Annotated in this window: 23 protein-coding genes and 1 other RNA gene; all 24 read right to left on the bottom strand. The window is 44.0% G+C overall.

The features are described from left to right. Window positions 1-2 precede the first annotated feature (2 nt). Complete coding sequence (locus ACUB3H_RS00430) at window positions 3-716, bottom strand: hypothetical protein (RefSeq protein ID WP_459128671.1); 714 nt, start codon at window positions 714-716, stop codon at window positions 3-5. Further along, the gene (locus tag ACUB3H_RS00425; protein ID WP_459128670.1) at window positions 713-1246 is read right to left on the bottom strand and encodes a hypothetical protein; all 534 of its coding nucleotides are present in this window, start codon (window positions 1244-1246) and stop codon (window positions 713-715) included. The genes ACUB3H_RS00430 and ACUB3H_RS00425 overlap by 4 nt, the downstream gene beginning before the upstream one ends. Then, window positions 1224-2195 (bottom strand): CpaF family protein, encoded by a 972-nt coding sequence (locus tag ACUB3H_RS00420; protein ID WP_459128669.1) that lies wholly within the window; start codon window positions 2193-2195, stop codon window positions 1224-1226. The genes ACUB3H_RS00425 and ACUB3H_RS00420 overlap by 23 nt, the downstream gene beginning before the upstream one ends. 113 nt (window positions 2196-2308) lie before the next feature. Continuing rightward, window positions 2309-2637: RNase P RNA component class A (rnpB, locus tag ACUB3H_RS00415), an RNA gene on the bottom strand. A 30-nt stretch (window positions 2638-2667) separates the two neighbouring features. Continuing rightward, window positions 2668-3264, bottom strand: a complete 597-nt coding sequence (locus ACUB3H_RS00410) for a tRNA (adenine(22)-N(1))-methyltransferase (RefSeq protein ID WP_459128668.1) — start codon at window positions 3262-3264, stop codon at window positions 2668-2670. A gap of 8 nt (window positions 3265-3272) precedes the next feature. Further along, window positions 3273-4388, bottom strand: a complete 1116-nt coding sequence (gene rpoD, locus ACUB3H_RS00405; protein WP_459128667.1) for an RNA polymerase sigma factor RpoD — start codon at window positions 4386-4388, stop codon at window positions 3273-3275. Window positions 4389-4398: 10 nt separating this feature from the next. Then, window positions 4399-6078: a DNA primase gene (dnaG, locus tag ACUB3H_RS00400; protein ID WP_459128666.1), complete on the bottom strand. Its 1680-nt coding sequence runs from the start codon at window positions 6076-6078 to the stop codon at window positions 4399-4401. Next, window positions 6069-7082, bottom strand: a complete 1014-nt coding sequence (locus tag ACUB3H_RS00395; protein WP_459128665.1) for a deoxyguanosinetriphosphate triphosphohydrolase — start codon at window positions 7080-7082, stop codon at window positions 6069-6071. Before ACUB3H_RS00395 ends, dnaG begins: the two co-directional genes overlap by 10 nt. Then, entirely contained in the window at window positions 7079-7876 is a 798-nt protein-coding gene (locus ACUB3H_RS00390; RefSeq protein ID WP_459128664.1) for a pyruvate, water dikinase regulatory protein, read from the bottom strand. The genes ACUB3H_RS00395 and ACUB3H_RS00390 overlap by 4 nt, the downstream gene beginning before the upstream one ends. After that, window positions 7869-9254: a glycine--tRNA ligase gene (locus tag ACUB3H_RS00385; RefSeq protein ID WP_459128663.1), complete on the bottom strand. Its 1386-nt coding sequence runs from the start codon at window positions 9252-9254 to the stop codon at window positions 7869-7871. Before ACUB3H_RS00385 ends, ACUB3H_RS00390 begins: the two co-directional genes overlap by 8 nt. Window positions 9255-9256: 2 nt before the next feature. Then, window positions 9257-9586, bottom strand: coding sequence for a hypothetical protein (locus ACUB3H_RS00380; RefSeq protein ID WP_459128662.1), 330 nt, complete (start codon window positions 9584-9586; stop codon window positions 9257-9259). Between the two features lie 11 nt (window positions 9587-9597). Continuing rightward, window positions 9598-10275, bottom strand: a complete 678-nt coding sequence (gene recO, locus ACUB3H_RS00375; RefSeq protein ID WP_459128661.1) for a DNA repair protein RecO — start codon at window positions 10273-10275, stop codon at window positions 9598-9600. Continuing rightward, complete coding sequence (era, locus tag ACUB3H_RS00370; protein WP_459128660.1) at window positions 10272-11150, bottom strand: GTPase Era; 879 nt, start codon at window positions 11148-11150, stop codon at window positions 10272-10274. The genes recO and era overlap by 4 nt, the downstream gene beginning before the upstream one ends. Next, window positions 11143-11526, bottom strand: a complete 384-nt coding sequence (gene cdd / locus ACUB3H_RS00365) for a cytidine deaminase (RefSeq protein ID WP_459128659.1) — start codon at window positions 11524-11526, stop codon at window positions 11143-11145. Before cdd ends, era begins: the two co-directional genes overlap by 8 nt. Further along, window positions 11523-12545: a DUF3048 domain-containing protein gene (locus ACUB3H_RS00360; RefSeq protein ID WP_459128658.1), complete on the bottom strand. Its 1023-nt coding sequence runs from the start codon at window positions 12543-12545 to the stop codon at window positions 11523-11525. The genes cdd and ACUB3H_RS00360 overlap by 4 nt, the downstream gene beginning before the upstream one ends. Then, window positions 12542-12988: an rRNA maturation RNase YbeY gene (gene ybeY / locus ACUB3H_RS00355; RefSeq protein WP_459128657.1), complete on the bottom strand. Its 447-nt coding sequence runs from the start codon at window positions 12986-12988 to the stop codon at window positions 12542-12544. Before ybeY ends, ACUB3H_RS00360 begins: the two co-directional genes overlap by 4 nt. After that, window positions 12985-13923 (bottom strand): PhoH family protein, encoded by a 939-nt coding sequence (locus tag ACUB3H_RS00350; RefSeq protein ID WP_459128656.1) that lies wholly within the window; start codon window positions 13921-13923, stop codon window positions 12985-12987. The genes ybeY and ACUB3H_RS00350 overlap by 4 nt, the downstream gene beginning before the upstream one ends. 66 nt (window positions 13924-13989) lie before the next feature. Beyond that, a complete protein-coding gene (locus tag ACUB3H_RS00345; protein ID WP_459128655.1) occupies window positions 13990-14469 on the bottom strand; it encodes a GatB/YqeY domain-containing protein in 480 nt (159 codons plus the stop codon). Continuing rightward, window positions 14426-14617: a 30S ribosomal protein S21 gene (gene rpsU, locus ACUB3H_RS00340; protein WP_459128654.1), complete on the bottom strand. Its 192-nt coding sequence runs from the start codon at window positions 14615-14617 to the stop codon at window positions 14426-14428. The genes ACUB3H_RS00345 and rpsU overlap by 44 nt, the downstream gene beginning before the upstream one ends. 94 nt (window positions 14618-14711) lie before the next feature. Then, window positions 14712-15053, bottom strand: coding sequence for a histidine triad nucleotide-binding protein (locus ACUB3H_RS00335; protein WP_459128653.1), 342 nt, complete (start codon window positions 15051-15053; stop codon window positions 14712-14714). Then, window positions 15041-16222: a tRNA (N(6)-L-threonylcarbamoyladenosine(37)-C(2))-methylthiotransferase MtaB gene (gene mtaB / locus ACUB3H_RS00330; protein WP_459128652.1), complete on the bottom strand. Its 1182-nt coding sequence runs from the start codon at window positions 16220-16222 to the stop codon at window positions 15041-15043. Before mtaB ends, ACUB3H_RS00335 begins: the two co-directional genes overlap by 13 nt. After that, entirely contained in the window at window positions 16219-16905 is a 687-nt protein-coding gene (locus ACUB3H_RS00325) for an RsmE family RNA methyltransferase (protein ID WP_459128651.1), read from the bottom strand. The genes mtaB and ACUB3H_RS00325 overlap by 4 nt, the downstream gene beginning before the upstream one ends. After that, on the bottom strand, window positions 16902-17765 hold the full coding sequence (prmA, locus tag ACUB3H_RS00320; RefSeq protein WP_459128650.1) for a 50S ribosomal protein L11 methyltransferase: 864 nt from the start codon (window positions 17763-17765) through the stop codon (window positions 16902-16904). Before prmA ends, ACUB3H_RS00325 begins: the two co-directional genes overlap by 4 nt. Window positions 17766-17806: 41 nt before the next feature. Beyond that, a complete protein-coding gene (dnaJ, locus tag ACUB3H_RS00315) occupies window positions 17807-18958 on the bottom strand; it encodes a molecular chaperone DnaJ (protein ID WP_459128649.1) in 1152 nt (383 codons plus the stop codon). Window positions 18959-18964 lie beyond the last annotated feature (6 nt).

Below are 18964 nucleotides of genomic sequence, written 5' to 3'. Positions count from 1 at the left end.
TCTTACCTCCCAAAAAACATAGATATAAACGGAGAAACCAAGTAGATGATCATGAGGAGCATATTGAACATCATAGGAATCATCATGAGGTTTTCCTTGCGTTCAAGTTCAATCTTTTTAATCCTGTAATAGCGATTATGAATATCTTCACTCAAGCTGATAAAGTCGAGTGACAAGTCGCGTGTCGTAAAGGTCTTGTTCTTTTCTATTAAGATCGAAATCTTCTTCACCACAATCCAGCGCGTCAAGTTATAGAGGTGCTCTAAGTCCTTTAAGTGCTCATCGACCTCTCGAATGGGAGCAAAGATCACCTGAGAACTTATGGCCTCATTTAAGGCTTGAAGCTGATGCTTTCCACGAAGTAAGGAAAGCTCGTAAATAAAGAGGTGGCGGTTGATCTTTTCAATGAGAAGAAGCTCGCTCTTTTTCTGCCTCTCTGAAATCATTAAAAAGACAAAGAGAACAAAGAAGACACCTGTAAGAATCGCGATCCAAGCAAGTTCCTTTACAAACGATGCAACCGTTAATAGAAGGAGTAATAACTCTAAGGCCTGCGATAATTTACATAGTAAGTGTACGATGTACGATTCATTCCAACCGCTTACTAAGGTATTCGTAAGAAGAAAGACAAAGCCTTCTATTCCGCGCATGCTTTGAAAGACCTTTTGTAAAAGAATCGGCCAGAATATGAGGTAGAGAATAAAAATTACAATCATTCGTTTTTAATCCAAAAGTCACTCAGATAATACGTGATAATAAATCCCAAGACCGTTACGAGTTCAATCTTATCCGATGGCCTCGACGGCAAGACGAAGCGCATCAAGAGCATAATGATAATTGGTAGAATCTTCATCATTTTCATTCGATAACGTATCACCTGAAATTCGCTCTCAAGGTCTTCTCTTAAAAGAATCTGCTTTTCAAAGAGCTCCGCTTGGTTTTTAAAGATCGAAAGGCGAAACTCCCGCTCGGAGGGGTGAATGAAGTACGAGGGTAATTCAAAGCTACCGATCTCTTCATAACTGTGACGAGGAGAATTTCCAGCTTCGACAAGAGCGATAAAGGTACCTAGCTTTTGTAGAAGGACCTTATCCTTATTCTTATAGTCGAAGTCTTTTACGACCTGAATCGAAGCTACGATAAAGCTAATGAGGACCACTATACGAGCCAAAGGATTATAGGAACTTATGATGAGTTCAAGCCCTATGTGATAGAGCACACATTCAATGATTTTCAACCAAATCATGAATTTCTACCTTTCCATTCACATAGTGAATGCTCGATATCGTTTGAACCTTTCGATGCTTCTTTCCACTCATCTGCACGATGAGATCAATACTTCCTCCTAAATACTTCCCTACGGCTTCATACGGAACATTCGCTTCGAGAAGAAGGATCTCAAGGCGTGCGAGCATATCCTTCGCAGAACTACCGTGACCTGTAGAAAGCGCTCCATTATGCCCCGTATTAATCGCATGAAGGTAATCAATGATCTCATCGCGGCGAATTTCACCTAAAATGATGCGGTCAGGACGTAGACGAAGTGACGCCTTTACGAGGTCACTTGACGTCGTAGGCTTTACTTCATACTGCGCTTCTGCCGTTCGCATATAGATCGCATTCGATCCCTTTGGTGCTTTAATTTCCTGCGTATCTTCGATCACGATCAAGCGCTCTTCTGGATCGATAAAGGTGAGTAAGTAATTTAAAAGTGTCGTCTTCCCACTACTCGTCTCCCCGCTAATAAAGATGGTCTTTCGATCTCTTACGGCTTGTTCTAAAAATGTTGCGATTTCCTCTGTAAAAAAGCCATTCTGTAAGAACCGTTCGCGAGTAAATTGTTTTTCTGCTTTTTTTCGAATACTTAAGACAGGCTCTGCCTGTGTAATGTTGGAATGGACGACACAGACGCGAAAGCGGTTTTCAATGTCAAAATCGAGTATCGGCTTATCGATAGCGATTCGTTGGTTGTATTTTGCTAAAAAGTAGTACAGATCCTTTTCATAGTTATCCTTTGAGCTGTACACATTCTCGATTCGCTGTATTTTACCTCCTTCCTCCACGTACACATGATTCCAACTATTGATCATGATTTCACTTCCCTCGACGAGTAAGAGCTTTTCTAAGGGATTCTGTTCTCTTACACTCATCTCGGGACAATAGTCCGTTAATAGCTTTTCTAAGGCGTTCTCCATTCCTCCATCCTTTCTTAAGATGAGTATAGCGAGCATACGTGAAGGAGTGTCAAAAACGCCTTCTTCTTTCCAAAGCGGAAACAAAAAAAGACAGCTAAGCTGTCTTTCTTCATTGTTTGACCGAACCTATAAGCCGAGTTCTGTTTTTGTAATCATCTATCTCAGGAGCTATGTTGCCATAGCCCTCTTGCGACCTACCACGGGCGAACGAGCCGTTCATAGATGCCCTTATTTTGGTCTTGCTCCAGGTGGGGTTTACAGAGATGAACTGTCGCCAGCCATCTGGTGAGCTCTTACCTCGCCTTTCCATCCTTACCTTTACAGGCGGTTTCTTTCTGTTGCACTTTCCTTCGAGTCGCCTCGACTGGGTGTTACCCAGCACCTTGCTCTAGGGAGCTCGGACTTTCCTCATGAAAATTCACGCGATTACTCAGTTCGGTGAGTCCAATTATACTAGAGAATCCATCCCACGTCAAAGACGTTTTTTTAGCTCCTCTAAGCGATCTATGATAGATTCATCCTTTGACTTTTTATAGATCATCTCATATCTATCGATTTCTCTTTTATAAAACGCCTGAAGAATCTCTGGACTTTCTGAAGAAGTCTTAAAAAAGCGAATATCGTAGGGTTCCTCTCGTCCTGGTTCTACGAGAAAGATCTGAAAGAACTTCTCGTTTTCAAAGACGATCTGTTCTTTAAGGATTCGAAAGTTGTTCTCTAAAAGGTACTCTCTTAAAACTTCTGTGTGCTGCATGGGCTGTAAGACGATGGCCTTTAGCTTTTGAAATGCTTCAAAGCTTTCAGAGAGAATTTTCTTTATGAGTTCACCGCCCATACCAGCGATGATGGCTGCATCTACAGGCTCATGAAAGCCCTTTAAACCGTCGTGAAGGGAAAGAATGACTCGATCATCCTTAAACGCTTCTGCTTGCTTTAAGGGACCCTCTGAAGCTTCTGTGGCATAGACGACTTCCCCACGCTCTGCTAAGAGGTTTGAGACCTTACAGTGGTCTGCACCAATATCTACGACAGCAAGTCCTGTAGGAACGAGCTGTACGATGGCTTCCATACGATCCATTAATCGAGATAGTCGGAGAGCTTTCTCGAACGCGTTGGATGCTTGAGCTTACGTAGAGCCTTCGCTTCAATTTGACGAATGCGCTCTCTCGTAACATCAAACTTCTTACCAACCTCTTCGAGCGTTCTCGCCCTTCCGTCCTCTAAGCCAAAGCGAAGCTTTAGAACCTTTTGTTCTCTCGGAGTGAGACCGTCTAGAACCTCCATAAGAACCTCTTTAAGCATGGAAAAAGCGGCAGCATCTGCTGGTGCTTGTGCTTCGAGGTCTGGAATAAAGTCTCCTAAGTGGCTATCTTCTTCTTCACCGATCGGTGTCTCAAGGGAAACGGGTTCCTGAGAGATCTTCATGATCTCACGAACCTTATCTTCTGTAATGCCCATCTCTTTTGCAATCTCTTCAGGCGATGGTTCACGACCTAAGTCCTGAAGGAGCTGTCTCGATACGCGCATGAGTTTATTAATCGTCTCGACCATGTGTACGGGGATACGAATGGTACGAGCTTGGTCTGCGATGGAACGAGTAATCGCTTGACGAATCCACCAGGTGGCATACGTTGAAAACTTAAAGCCCTTTCTGTAGTCGAACTTTTCTACGGCCTTCATAAGACCTAAGTTTCCCTCTTGAATGAGGTCTAAAAAGAGCATGCCTCTTCCGACGTAGCGCTTCGCAATACTTACAACGAGTCTTAGGTTTGCTTCACAGAGCTTTTGCTTGGCATCTTCATCGCCTGCTTCCATACGCTGAGCGAGCTCGATCTCTTCTTCGGCACTTAAGAGCGGTACACGACCAATTTCCTTTAAGTACATGCGAACAGGATCGTCTAAGCTAATGCCTTTAGCAACTTTTGAAAAGTCTGCACTTAAATCGACATCGACCTCTTCCTCATCTTCGAGTTTATCTTCGTCGACATCTTCAAAGTCCTTTTCGTCTAAAAGCTCTTCGCCATCTGCGTCCTCTTCAATGAGAATTCCTGCATTCGATAGTCTTTCAATAATTAAAAGCTCCTCATCCTTTGAAAGATCTTCAGCATCGAGCGCACCCGTAATGTCGTCGTAGGAGAGCTTGCCTTCCTTTAACCCTTTTTTCTCTAGTAAGGTATATACATTTTCGTTCATTCTTTCTCCTTTAATGACTGAGCTTCATTCTGAGATCCATGAGTTTTTCTACCGCTTGTAGAATCATCTGTCGTTCGAGGTCGCTTTTTCTAATTGCTTCGATCTTTTTATCGATGAGCTCTAGCGCATAGCTTTTAAAGAGACTCGTCCAATTTTCTACGTCGGTCTCATTTGGCTTGGCTTTTAAGAGCTGCTCCCATTCTTCTATTTCTGCAATCTCGAAATGATCTAGTACTGACTCTCTATTATATCCGTTTTTCTCAACAATCAAACAGATTAATTTCTTTTCATTTTCTTTAAAGAGTCCAAAGAGACCGTGATTCATGACCTCCTTAGCGATTTCTGGATGCTCTAATAATACCTTTAAAAAGCGTTCTTCAACCTTCGTTCGACGAACGGTTTCCTTGATCTCTTTCTTCGGTTCAAAGGCGAGGTCTTGCTTTAAGCTATTTAAAGACGTATTGAGTTCTGTAGCAATGGTCTGAAGATAGATTTCTTTTACTGACTGTTCTTTGATGTCAGAAAGAATCTTTAAAGATTCTTTTAAAAACTCAGTCTTACCGGAAATCTGAGAGATGTCATACTTCTCTCTCGCTTCATCGAGTAGATAACTATAGATGTCCTTTTTATTCTTTTCTAAGTAGGATAAAAAGGCATCTTTACCGTAAGCAAGGACGTATTCATCGGGATCCTTCCTCTCAGGAAGGGTGACGATATAGGTCTTTAAATCGGTCTCTTTTAGAATTTCTACAGCCCTTCTCGTAGCCTTCTTTCCTGCATCATCGCCATCGAAAAGCACGATGAGTTCCTTCGCATAACGAGAAAGTAGCTTCGCCTGCTCTTTCGTAAAGGCTGTTCCTAAACTCGCTACGGCATTTTTTATCCCTTTATCGTAAAGCCCGATGACATCCATGTATCCTTCGACGAGAAGTAGCTCTGGCTTTTCCAGGTGGTTTTTAGCGAGATTTAATCCGAAGACGTGAAAACTTTTATTAAAGAGAACCGTATCGGGACTATTTAGATACTTCGGTTCGCTCCCATCCATACTTCTTGCACCGAAGCCTATGACCTTTCTTTGAAGGTTTATGATGGGAAACATCAAGCGGTTACGAAAGCGATCGATGGTGTTTCCATGCTTGGTTTTACTAAAGAGTCCTGAGGGTTCGATGAGTTGCTGCCCTGGCTTTAAGGCTTTAAAGAGTGCATCCCATTCGTCTGGCGCAACGCCTAGTCCAAAGGCTTTGGCCGTCTCATCAGAGATACCGCGCTTTTTTAGATACTCTTTCGCTTCCTTATTCGTTTGAAGTTCATGGAGATAGTAAAGAGCTGCTTTCTTATTGAGTTCATAAAAAGGCTTCGTAGGAACGCGTTCCGTGTCGGTATTCGTTCGGTAGGGCTCTAAGTCGATATGATTTCTCTCACAGAAAAGCTCGAGTGCTGGAAGAAAGTCGAGGTGTTCCATCTGCATGAAAAACTGCAGTGCATTTCCTCCTGCACCGCAACCAAAGCACTTAAAGTACTGTCTTTCGGGATCTACGACAAAGGAAGGCGTCTTCTCTGAATGGAAAGGACAGAGTCCTTTGTAGTTTCTTCCAGCCTTCTTTAAACTGACGTGCTCCGAAACGACATCGACGATATTCACTTGTTCATTGACGATGCGTCCAATGTCATCGACGTATTTTAGTGCCATGACCAGGTCTCCGGAACGAAGAGTTCACGAAAGACTTGAATTGCGTACCGATCTGTCATTCCTGAGACAAAGTCTTTTACAGCAACGTTTCCCTCTAAGAGGTAATCTTCGTAAAAGTCCTTTCCCATCTCTTTGGGATGATCGAGGAAATAGAGGTAGAGTCTCTTGAGTAGCTCTTCTGCTTTCGCTTCTTCGCTCTTAGCTTTCGGATTAAAGTAGAGGTTTGAAAAGAGAAAATGACGCATAGAATCGAGTGCTTCTCCCTTTTCTTTACTGAGTGTAATCTCTCCGAGCTTGTCGCTCGTCGTGATGAGGTCGTTTATAAAGGTTGAGATGCGCTGTGAGCTCGTCGTTCCTAAAAAATCGAGATGACGAAATACATCTTCTTTTAGGATCCCTGCTCGAATGGCATCATCGGTGTCGTGGTTAACATAAGCGATGCGGTCGGCGTATTTAATGAGTTGACCTTCAGGCGTACTGGCGACGTTCTTTCCGCCGTGATTTCTAATTCCATCTAGTACTTCGATCGAAAGATTCAAGCCTCGTAATTCTTTTTTCGGACGTCGTTCTAAGAATTCGACGACGCGAATCGACTGCTTCGCATGATCGAAACCACCGGGATGAATGTCATTCAGTGCTTTTTCTCCGCAGTGACCAAAGGGCGTATGGCCGAGGTCGTGAGCAAGCGCGATGGCTTCTGTGAGATCTTCATTTAATCGGAGAGCTCGTGCCATACTTCGTGCAATCTGAGAAACCTCAATGGTATGTGTTAAACGGGTGCGGTAGTGATCGCCTTCTGGTGATAGGAAGACTTGTGTCTTATGCTTTAAACGACGAAAGGCTTTCGAATGGATGATGCGATCACGGTCGCGCTGAAAACAGGTGCGAAAATCGTCTGGAATCTCACCTGGATAAATGCGACCTTTCGAATCGGCTGACTTTGTCGCCCATTCGCTGAGGTGTTGTTTTTCAAAGGCCTCAGCCTGCACTCGATCAAATATCATGGTCTCTCCTTTACAATGCGAAGGATACTCGATGCGACCTCCTCGATGCTTTTAAAGTTCACGTTAATGACGGGAATCTGAAGTCGTTCAAAGAGCTCATTCGAAAAAGCCAGTTCCTTTTCAATGTGCTCGACTTTTGCATAGAGGCTTCCTTCTCCAAAGCCAAAGGCCTTCATTCGTTCTTGACGAATGGAAACGAGCGTCTTTGCATCATTGGTAAGTCCAAAGAGCTTACTTTTATTGATGGAAAAGAGCACCTCTGGGACGGTAACTTCAGGAAGGATCGGAATATTTGCAACCTTATAACCGAGGGTTGCAAGATACATACTAAGTGGTGTCTTACTCGTTCGACTGATGCCGAGTAGAATGATGTCTGCCGTATCGATGTTATGAAGCGTCTTTCCGTCATCGTACTTTACGGCAAATTCCATCGCTTCAATGCGCTTAAAGTAGGCTTCATTGGTGGCATTTTGTCTTCCCGGTCTACGTAGGGGCTCGAGCCCTGAGACATGACTTATGCCATCGATGACATCCTGAAGAAGATTCACACTAAAGATCCCACGTTCTTTCGTAAACGTTTGGATCTCCTTTTGAAGGGCAGGATCCACGAGTGTATAGCAGACGAAATCACCTGGCTCTAATCTTAAAAAAAGTTCCTGAAGCTTTTTTTTCGTATCGATAAAAGGTACGACTTCAAGAACGACTGAGGTACCGTCAAATTGAGCAAGACCCGCTTGGAGGACGGCGCGAGCCGTCTCTCCAATGGAATCGCTTACGGCAATTATTTTATTCATAGACAAATTTCTTTTGGAAGTAAGCGAGAAGATCCTTGATATCTACACGCTCTTGTTCCATCGTGTCACGGTCACGAACGGTAACTTTTCCATCTTCAAGGCTATCGAAGTCAACTGTTACGCAGTACGGTGTTCCAATTTCATCGAAGCGACGGTAGCGCTTTCCGATCGATCCGCGATCGTCAAATTCTACGGTGAAGTACTTACTTAAAACGCTATAGATCTCTTCTGCCTTTTCGTTGAGCTTTTTATTAAGTGGCGTCAAGCCGATCTTAACGGGAGCGAGCATCGGATGGAAACGAAGAACGGTTCGGGTCGTTCCGTCTTGAAGTTCTTCTTCATCGTAAGCATCTAAGAGAATCGTAAGGAATAGTCTATTTGGGCTTACCGATGGTTCAATGACATAAGGAATGTACTTCTCGTTTGTAATCGGGTCTAAGTAACTCATATCCTTTGTCGATGCTTCTTGGTGACGTGTGAGGTCAAAGTCTGTGCGTGATGCAATACCCCAGAGTTCTCCCCAACCGAAGGGGAACAAGTATTCGATATCACTTGTAGCATTCGAATAGTGGCTGAGTTCTTCTGGATCGTGCTCACGCACTCTTAAGTTCTCTTCTTTTACGCCAAAGCGGAGTAAGAAGTCCATGGTAAATTTCTTCCAGTAGTCGTACCATTCGAGTTCAGTTCCCGGCTTACAGAAGAATTCAAGCTCCATCTGTTCAAATTCACGCGTTCTAAAGATGAAGTTACCAGGGGTAATCTCATTTCTAAAACTCTTACCAATTTGACCAATACCAAAAGGAACTTGCATACGAGATGCTCTCTGAACGCTCTTAAAGTCGACAAAGATTCCTTGTGCCGTTTCAGGGCGAAGGTAGATGGTCGTAGCACTTTCTTCGGTGACGCCTTGGAAGGTTTTAAACATCAGGTTGAACTGACGGATATTTGTATAATTGTGTTTTCCACAAGATGGACAGGGAATGTTCTTTTCTTCGATGACTTTTTCAAGAGCCTCTGAATTCAGTCCATTGATGTTCTCGTGGATGTCGTTTGTAACAAAATACTCTTCAATGAGCTTATCGGCTCTAAAACGGCTCTTACATTCCTTACAGTCAATGAGTGGATCGGAGAAACCACCGACGTGACCACTTGCTTTCCAAACGTCTGTGTTCATGAGAATAGCAGCATCAATGCCGACATTTCTCGGATGAGACTGGATGTAGTAGACCCACCAGGCTCTCTTAATATTTCCGATAAATTCGACACCTAAAGGACCGTAGTCCCAAGTGTTTGATAAGCCACCATAAATTTCTGATCCGGGAAAGACAAAGCCACGGTTCTTTGCTAGCGCTACGATAGTCTCCATACTTACGTTCATTGTTAAGCCTCCATTGGATTCATTAAATCTTCTTTGATATGCATGAGTTCATCTAAGATACGTTCCGTATTTAAGTAAAAAATTCTTCCTTGCTTGTTGTAGATGGCAAGCGTGTGTCCTGTCGCTAAAAGGCCTACGATACTCCAAAAGGAAGCCTTTCTTAGGAAAGGAACGACGACGCCTACGAGTGCTACAGCAGGAATACGAAAGAGTTCTGCTTCGTCTTTGTAGCAGACGATCTCTGTCGCTAAGCCCTTTTCGAAGTACTCGATCAGTGTACTCGTAAGGTCTTCAAAGGTACCACTATTCATAAGTTCATTTAATTCAGCCATGTTTCCTCCTGTTATTCTTCTGGAATCGAATCAATAGGAATGTCTAAGTGATAGCTTAGATAATTCGATAAGGTGTCAGTGAGTTCATTGAAAGGAGCTTCTTCAAAGCGAGTGTTGACGAAGGTCTTAAAAGAAGAACCCTTTAGTTCCTTTAAAATCTTTAGAGCTTCTTCTGAGAGTTCAATCTCACCTTCTGTAGAGATCGTTCCCTCTTCGATCGTCAAGTACCTTCCGCCCTCTTCTATTAGTGGATAAATACCCATATCGTAGAGCACTGCCCCATAGAGATAGAGCTTACATGAGGGATAAAGGGAAGGAAACTTATTCATGACGTACACACTATTTACAAGCGCTTCGTAGATTCGCTTTTGTGACGCACGAGGCGGTAAGATTTCTAAGAGAAGCTTTGAAAAGAACGACACCTTATAGAGTGCATCGAGATTTTCACGTAAGGCATAAAAGCTTTCTGTGACCGTCCCTTGGCTTAGGGAAAATTCATTTTTTCCATTCAGCTGAAAATGGCCATAGACAAAGGGTTGAGTGAGCCTATTTAAGACGCTCTTGGGGTGATTGCCACCTTTACTAAAGACGTCGATTAAGCCCATTTCCCGGGTGAAAATCTTCAGGTAGCTATCTAAAGGAGAGATCTTTTCTCGCTTTAAAACGATTCCTTCGAGCTCGATGATCATCTCTTATATCCGTAATCTTCTACGTAATGGGCACTCTCTCGCCAGCGTTCCTTGACCTTGACCCAAAGATCTAAGCGAACCTTACAGTCGAACATCGCTTCAAGTTCTACGCGAGCGGCCTTTCCGATGCCCTTAAGTTTTCTGGCGCCTTTACCGATGACGATGGCTTTATGCGACTCGCGTTCTACGATGATGGTAGCGATGACGTCGATTCGCCCCTCGCCTTCTGTAAATTCTTCGATCACGACGGCGATCCCATGAGGTACCTCTTGATCGAGATAGAGAAGTGCTTTTTCTCGAATAACTTCACTTACGAGCATTCTCTCAGAGAGGTTCGTCCACTGATGTTCGCTATAGTACATCGGACCTTCATCGAGGTAGGAAAACATGCGATCGATGAGTCCCGTACAAGTTTCTGGACTCGTCGCCTGAATGGCAAGGATTTCTTTAAAAGGATAAAGTTCCTTCACTTCATCGATAAGTTTTTGAACCTCTTCTTGACTTACGAGGTCAATCTTATTAAGGAGTAGAATCGCAGGAACATCTTTGGGAAGAGCTCCTAGCATAAACTGATCCCCTGGTCCAAAGCCTGCGCTCGCATCGATTAACATCATCACGAGATCCATCGATTGAAGCGTGTCTTCTATAACGCTCTTCATGTAGTTATCGAGTTCATTTTTCGGCTTATGCATGCCTGGTGTATCGACAAATACGATCTGGCCATCAGGACGATTTAAAACGCCTTGAATGCGATTTCTCGTCGTCTGTGGCTTATCACTTACGATCGAGATCTTCTGCCCTAATAGAGCGTTTAAAAGGGTGCTCTTACCGACGTTTGCGCGCCCTACGATTCCTACAAAGCCCGATTTAAACATCTAAGTCTCCCTTCGAAAAGGAATGAGGAAGCAAGTCTTCGATGGAATACGCTTTACATACGTTTTCATCACAGAGGTAGATCGTAGCCTTTTTTGCAAGTTCTAATAGCACCTGACGACAGATGCCACAAGGAGCTGTAAAGGGGTTATCGGCTACGATATAGACTTCTTTAATCTCTGTGTCGCCCTTACTATAAGCTTGACTTAAAGCCGATCTTTCGGCACAGATGGTCGCACCATAAGAAGCATTTTCAATGTTACAGCCCTCGTACATACCGTTCTCTGTGACGACCACACAGCCTACGTGAAAATCACTATAGGGAACATAGGCTTTTTGTCTTACTTTTTTTGCGAATTCAAATGCTTTTTCGTTCATTTCACCTCAATTGGTAGTTCTACGGGAACGATGTTGATCATCGTAAGCCCTGGATTTAATATGAGCTCTTCCCCATCGAGTTTAAACTGAAAGGGGGCATCTTCTGTAACCTTATCATAGCTTGCCTTAAAGCGCTGGCCTTGAACGTAGTAGTCCATAGGCTGGTCAATACCCTGGTAGAGGATCTTTTCATGAATGCCGTTGGGCATCTTGGTTTGAACGCGAGGGATGATGAAGAGGTTCGAAAACTCGACGACTTCTTCTGTTTCTTTATCGACTTGTAGAATGTCGTCGATGTACTTCACATAGACTTTCTTTTCGGGATCATAGCGGTATTCAATCTGACTCTTTCCGTCGTAACTAAAGTGAATCGATTCCGCCTTCTCTCCTCCGGTGTATTCCTTCACTGCGTCATACACTTTAAACGATTCCTTAGCACTATCTGAAATCTCCGTATCGATGCCCTTTTCTTTTACAGCCTCATAGACCTTATCGACCATGGCATAGAGGTTATGTGGAGCATAGCGATCTTTAGAGCGGTAATAACCTGGATGATAGAACTCATCCCAGTCAGTGATGAAGCGCTCGACACCGCTATTTTTTACGTAAGCGTAGTTACCGCAGTGACCGTAGATCGAACGGTAGCCGCTCGCAAGGTAAAAGAAAGCAGGTCTAGCCGAACGAATCGGTCCAATGACGCCTTCGTCAGCTTCTGTAACAAACATATATCTCGTCTGTTTCGCTTCGATGTTTGCTTCATAGATGACCTTTGCAAGCTTCCAGCCCGTCTGAGGTCTCGCTTCTTTGGCATTATTCACCATAAAAGTGATGGGACGCTTCGATTCAAAGAGCGGATGACTCGAAAGAACAGGCTCGGTCGTTTCAGGTTCCTGGGTCTCTACGACGGGTTCATGCGTTTCTACTTTTACCGGTTCACTCGTTGGGGCGACCTCCGCTTTCTTACAGGAAACGCCAAATAGTACGACACAAAGGATTAGTACAAAAAGTGCTCGCTTCATTGCTCCTCCAAATGGCGATACGCCTCTTCTTCTTTTTTACGCATCGCCTGTTTATCGTTTTCATTTTCATGGTCAAACCCTAGAAGATGGTACATGCTATGAATCGTAAGATATGCGATCTCACGCTCGGTAGAATGACCATATTCTAAAGCTTGCTCCTTCATTTTTTCAACATTTAATACGATATCCCCTAAAAAGAGATATCGTTCGGTTCGAATTTCTTCTAACGACGTGTATTGAGGAAAACTCAAGACGTCGGTCGTACGATCGATTCCTCGGTAGTCTCGGTTAAGGCTTCGAATCATTTCGGAATCAAAGACACTCACGGATACTTCCCCCTCCATCGAAAGATCCTCGATCTTTAAGACACTCTCAATCGCACGTTCTATGTAGTTATTCTCCTCCTCTGTAAGAGGAGCACTGATGTTCCAAACGATCTTCATTTTTTCTCGTAGCGATCGAGAATTTTCTTTACGAGCGAATGGCGAACGACGTCTTCGGTCGTAAACTCGATCACTGAAATATCATCGACATCCTTTAAGATGGTCGTAGCGTGCTCTAAACCACTCATCTTACCACTCGGAAGGTCCACTTGTGTGATGTCACCATTTACGATGACCTTGGAATCAAAGCCAAAGCGAGTGAGGAACATCTTCATCTGATCCTTCGTAGTGTTTTGTGCTTCATCTAGAATGATAAAGCTATTATCTAAGGTACGACCGCGCATGTAGGCGAGCGGTGCCACCTCTATAACACCCTTCTCACGCATCCTCTGAAGACCCTCGGTTCCGAAAATGTCGGTCAAGGCATCGTACAGGGGTCTTAGATAGGGATCGACCTTTTCCTGAAGATCTCCAGGAAGGAATCCCAACTTCTCTCCAGCTTCAATAGCGGGACGCGTAATAATGATGCGACTAATTTCTTTTTTCTTATAATAACGTGCAGCCATCGCAACAGCGAGGAAAGTCTTACCCGTTCCTGCAGGTCCTGTGCCAAAGGTCAAGGTGTTTTCTGAAATCGCCTGAACGTATTTCGCTTGATTGACGGTCTTTGGCTTAATGACCTTACCTTTTAAGGTACTGACGATCGCTTCTTGGTCAAAGTCCTCATTTCCTCGTTCTGGTTCTGTCGCCATGAGAATCGTATATTCAAGCTTTTGAAGGTCTACGATTTCGCCGTTTGCGATCATCTGCTGAAGACGATCAAAGACGAATACGGCAGCTTCTACGTTTCTGCGATCTCCTTGTATGACAATACCATCGGAGCGACTGTAAATATCAACGTCGAGTGAGTCATGCATGATCATGATGTTTTCATCAAACTTACCAAACAAGTCCTGTAAACTAACGTGTGGGTTCAATTCAACGATTTTTTCCATGTGTCACCTCATTACTAGTTTAGCATAAAAGAGGGGGATAAAAAAACAATACCTCTTAAGGTATTGTTAATTAGAATGGTTACGTACGATCTTATTTACGAGAGCCATGTCAGCACGGCCATTGAGGCGTGCTTTTAAAGCCTTCATAAGTGGACCCATTTCGTTACCAACTTCCCTCCTCGTCTCTTCAACGATGGTTATAATCTCAGCTTCAGAAAGCTGAGCGGGAAGATAGGCTCGAAGAATCTCGATTTCACGTTTTGCTTGTTCCGTGAGATCGGTTCTTTGAGCTTTTTCGAAATCGACGAGAGCCTTTTCTCTTAGACGAATTTCCTTCTGAATAATCGGATGGATGTCTTCGTCGGAAAGATCCTTGCGTTCATCGACCTCGACTTGCTTAATCGCAGCACGAAGTAGCGTAATCGTATTCTTTTTGTCGATATTTTTTTCTTTCATGGCGACCTTAAGGTCATTTGAAAGCTGTTCTTTTAACACGTTACACCTACATTGTATGACTGTTCTTACGACGCTTTCTCTTAGCAGCATCGATCTTACGTTTCTTGATAACACTTGGCTTTTCGTAGTGCTTGCGCTTCTTAATTTCAGCCATTAAACCTGCTTTGGAGGTTTCACGCTTAAAACGTTTGAGTGCGCTCTCAAGAGATTCGTTTTGCTTGACTCGAATAGTTGTCATCTTTCTACCCCCCTTTCTTAGCAGGATTTGTACAAAGTACATGCAGGTAGCACTAGACTATTATAATGGATTCGTATGAAAAAAGCAAACAATTTTATCCTGCAGGCCAAGTGAGTGGACGGCCTGCAATAAGGTGGATGTGAAGGTGATCGACGGTTTGACCGCCCTCTTCTCCCGTATTGATGACGAGGCGATAGCCTTTTTCTTCAAGACCCTCGGTTTTAGCAATCTCTTTCACAGCTTCAAAGAGGCTTTGAATCGTCTTGGGATCGGCTTCACTCATTCTTCTCACATGGGTTTTAGGAATGACAAGGTAGTGAATGGGAGCCGTCGGTTCGATGTCTTTTATAGCAAGAACCGCGTCGTTCTCAAAGACCTTTTCGGAAGGAATCGTTCCTTCGATAATTTTACAAAAGATACAGTTTAGATCCAACATACGTTTCCTTTCTGCGAAATCACCTTCGCCCTTATAATCTCATTCATTCCGTATTCTTTATCACTTTGAACGCGAACGTATTCGCGTGTAAAGCCACCTTCTTCTTCGAAGAGGACCTCGACCATCTCTCCTACAAAGCTCGAAGCGTATTCGACTTCAAGCGCCTCTGTAATCGCTGTAAGCCTTTCATGGCGCTCTCTTTTTAGCTCGCGCGGTAGATCTTTAAGAAGAGCAGCTTTCGTTCCTTCACGCCTCGAATATGGAAAGACGTGAACGCGAGAAAAGCGAACGGCTTTGACAAAGTCCATGGTCTCTAAAAATTCTTCCTCTGTTTCACCGGGAAAACCTACGATGATGTCGGTCGTGATCGCAGCCTTTGGGAAATAGGATCGGATACGCTCGACGGTATCGAGGTATTCTTTTGTCGTATAGTGGCGATTCATCCTCTTTAACACCGTATCGGATCCCGACTGGAGCGATAGGTGAAACTGTGGACAGAAGCTTTCGAGCTTTTTAAGACGAGCTAAAAAGTCATCGTCTACGATGCTCTGTTCGAGGGAACCAAAGCGAAGTCTCATGACACCTGGAACACCATCGACTTTTTCTGCAAGTTCGATTAAAGACGATCCCGTGTCTTTACCGTAGTGACTTAAGTTAATGCCACTAAGGATGATTTCCTTATGGCCCCGTTCCACCTGTAAGGCGACATCCGATAGGATCGAATCAAGAGGATAAGAAACTTCTCTACCACGCATGTATGGGATGATGCAGTAGCTACAGAAGTTATTGCAGCCATCCTGCACCTTGACAAAGCTACGCGTATATTGGTCGACGTAGGGAGAAACCTTTTCTCCTCGTCCAAAGGTGTCTAGAATCATCTGAACGACACGGTGCTTCTCTTCATTCGGAATAAAGAGGATGTCTTTTAAGAGGTCACCTTTTGGTTCATGGCAACCCATGAGGACGACCTTAGCCCCTGTCTTTAGAGCTCTTCGTACTTCTTTATCGCTTTTTGTATCGGCTACGTGCGTGACGGAACAGCCGTTAATCACGACGAGATCGCTCTCTTCTTCTGTTATCGTATAGCCGTAGTCGGAAAGTTCTCTTTTTAGCTCTTCGCTTTCGAAGGTGTTGACCTTACAGCCGAGCGTCACGACTTTTACTTTCATTCTGCCCTCCTTAAGCGGTCTTGAAGGATCGTAAGAGCGACCGTTGCTGCAAGTTCTGTCCTTAAGATTCGTTTACCTAAAGAAATTTCCTTGGCATGCGAAAGTTCATGGAAAAATGCCACTTCTTCTTCTGAAAAGCCGCCTTCTGGACCGATGACGACAGCAAAGTGCGTTCCTTTCGGTTCAAAGGAAGTTTCCTTTGACTCTTCGTAACAGAAGTAAATTTCGTCAAAGGAATCCCAGTCGATAGAATCAAAAGGTAACATTTTTATATCAGGGATCGCGTTTGCTTTCGACTGCATGGCAGCACTCTTAGCGATTCGTTCATAGCGCTCGGACTTTTCAGCGTGCTTTTTAATCGAACGATCGAGCTCGGTAAAGATAAAGTGATGGGCTCCTGCTTGAGTCGACAAGTTTATGACTTCACTTAGCTTATCGCCTTTAGGAAGCCCTTGAATGACGGTAAAATCATAGCGTTCCTCATCGTAACCGAGTTCTTTTATGAGTGAAAAGCGAGCTTCGTTCTTAGCTAGCTCTTCAAGACGCACATAGTAAAGAACGCCTTCTCTTATGCCTTCAAATTCGTCACCGACTTTGGCACGAAGGACGTTTTTTAAGTGGTTTAGTTCGTCCTTATCGGTCATCACAAAGTCTGAGTGTGGTTCAAAGAAGAAACGGATCATAAAGTCCTCTTAAGAACCACTGTGACCCAGTCGTTTTCTGGGAAGGTCTCAACGTGTTCAAAGCCCTTAAAGTAGTCGAGCATTTCTTCTTCTCTGCTATCTAAAATACCAGAGAGGATGATGATTCCACCAGGTTTTACGAGACGTAAAAAGTCTTTATAAAGGTGCTTATGAACTTCAGGAAGGATGTTTGCAAGGACGAGGTCAAAGGTGCCTTCTACCTCACACGTCTTATCGCCTTCATGCTGAATGTAATGGATGCCATTTAAGCTTTGGTTTAGCATAGCATTTTTTACAGCCATGCTATCGATCTCAACGGCTTCTAAGTGACAAGCACCGAACTTCTTAGCGAGGATCGAAAGAATGCCTGAGCCACTACCGACATCTAAGACATCGTAGGTAGGACGCATATATTTTATGAGTGCTGTAATACAGCCCTTCGTCGTTTCGTGTGTTCCCGTTCCAAAGGCCATACCGGGGTCTATTAAGATGTCGATCTTATCTTCTAAGGGTTCAATCCAAGGCGGTCTTACAAAGACCTTATCGTGAATGAGCGTTCCTTGGAAGCTCTGTTCCCAGAGCTTATTCCAGTTTTGCTCTTCCAGTTCTTCGATCTCAACCTTATATTTCTTCTTGTACTGCTTACGAAGTGCTTCTAAGACCTTCTCTTCTGCATAGACGATGATCACCTGAACTTCAGTGATCTCAGGAATAAAACGTTCATCTTCGTACCAGTTCATCTCCTTATAGAGCGGAGAGAGACTGTCTATAATCTCCATGCCATTGATGGCTGCTAGGAGTATTTTTTCTTCAACGTGTTCTACGTCTTCATGGGGTAAGTAAATTTTTAATCTTTTCATAGTTTTATTATAGCAAAAAAAAGCCCTGCTTTTTGCAGAGCTTAACTGAATGTATCCTTTACTTTTTCAAAGAAGCTTTTTTGATTCTTCGGTGTCTCTTCGCCCATGGTTTGAGCATAAGCTAGGAGTGCTTTCTTCTGTTCTTCTGTAAGCTTTGTAGGAATGTCTACGATGAGTTCTACAAAGAGGTCGCCCTTACCGTAGCCGTTCACATTCGGGACGCCTTTTCCGGAAAGTCTCTTCACTGTGCCACTTTGAGTACCGGCAGAAACCTTGATCTTTTCTTTTCCTTCGAGCGTAGGAATTTCAATCTCATCGCCAAGGGTCGCTTGAGCGAAGGTAATATGGGCTTTGGCGTAGAGGTTCGTGCCCTTTCTTTTAAAGGTATCGGACGGTTTTACTCTAAAGTGAACGCGTACGTCACCTCTCGGTGCTCCCGTATCTCCGACGTCACCCTCACCTCTTACGTTCATGACATTACCTGTATCGACTCCTGCTGGAACATCGATCGAAATGGTCTTTTTCTTTCGAACCTTGCCCTTTCCTTTACAGGTGTCACATTGGACTTCAGGTTTCTTTCCTGTTCCCATACACTCAGGACACGTCTGAACACTTACGGTCTCTCCAAAGAGAGAGCGAGTCATGATCTTTACTTTACCTGTACCGGAGCAGCGGACGCAGTCATTGACCTTGGTTCCAGGCTTAGCACCCGTTCCATGGCAAGTAGGACACTCCTCTAAGCGGTAGTAGCTTACAGACTTTTTAACGCCCTTTGCGGCTTCTTCAAAGCTTAGCTCGACCTCGAGTTCGATGTCGCTACCTCTTCTAGGGCCTTGGCTCTGTTGTGTAAAGCCTCCGCCTCCAAAAAATGAATTTAAGATGTCATCAAAGCCACCGCTAAACCCTTCGAAAGTGCCACCCTGGAAGCCACCAAAACCACCAAAGCCATCAAAGCCTGCCTGGTTCGGATCGACTCCAGCGTGACCAAATTGGTCGTAACGAGAGCGCTTCTCTTCGTTACTAAGCACCTCGTACGCTTCATTGATCTCTTTAAATTTAGCTTCTGCTTCTTTGTTATCCGGATTTCTGTCCGGATGGTACTGCATGGCTAGCTTTCTATAGGCCTTTTTAATCTCTTCGGCACTCGCCTTTTTATCGACACCCAGTACCTCGTAGTAGTCACGATTCGACATAGTCAC

The organism is Guggenheimella bovis (assembly GCF_054492335.1).
The sequence above is the reverse complement of the archived record's forward strand: the minus strand, read 5'-3'. Positions and strand labels throughout refer to the sequence as shown.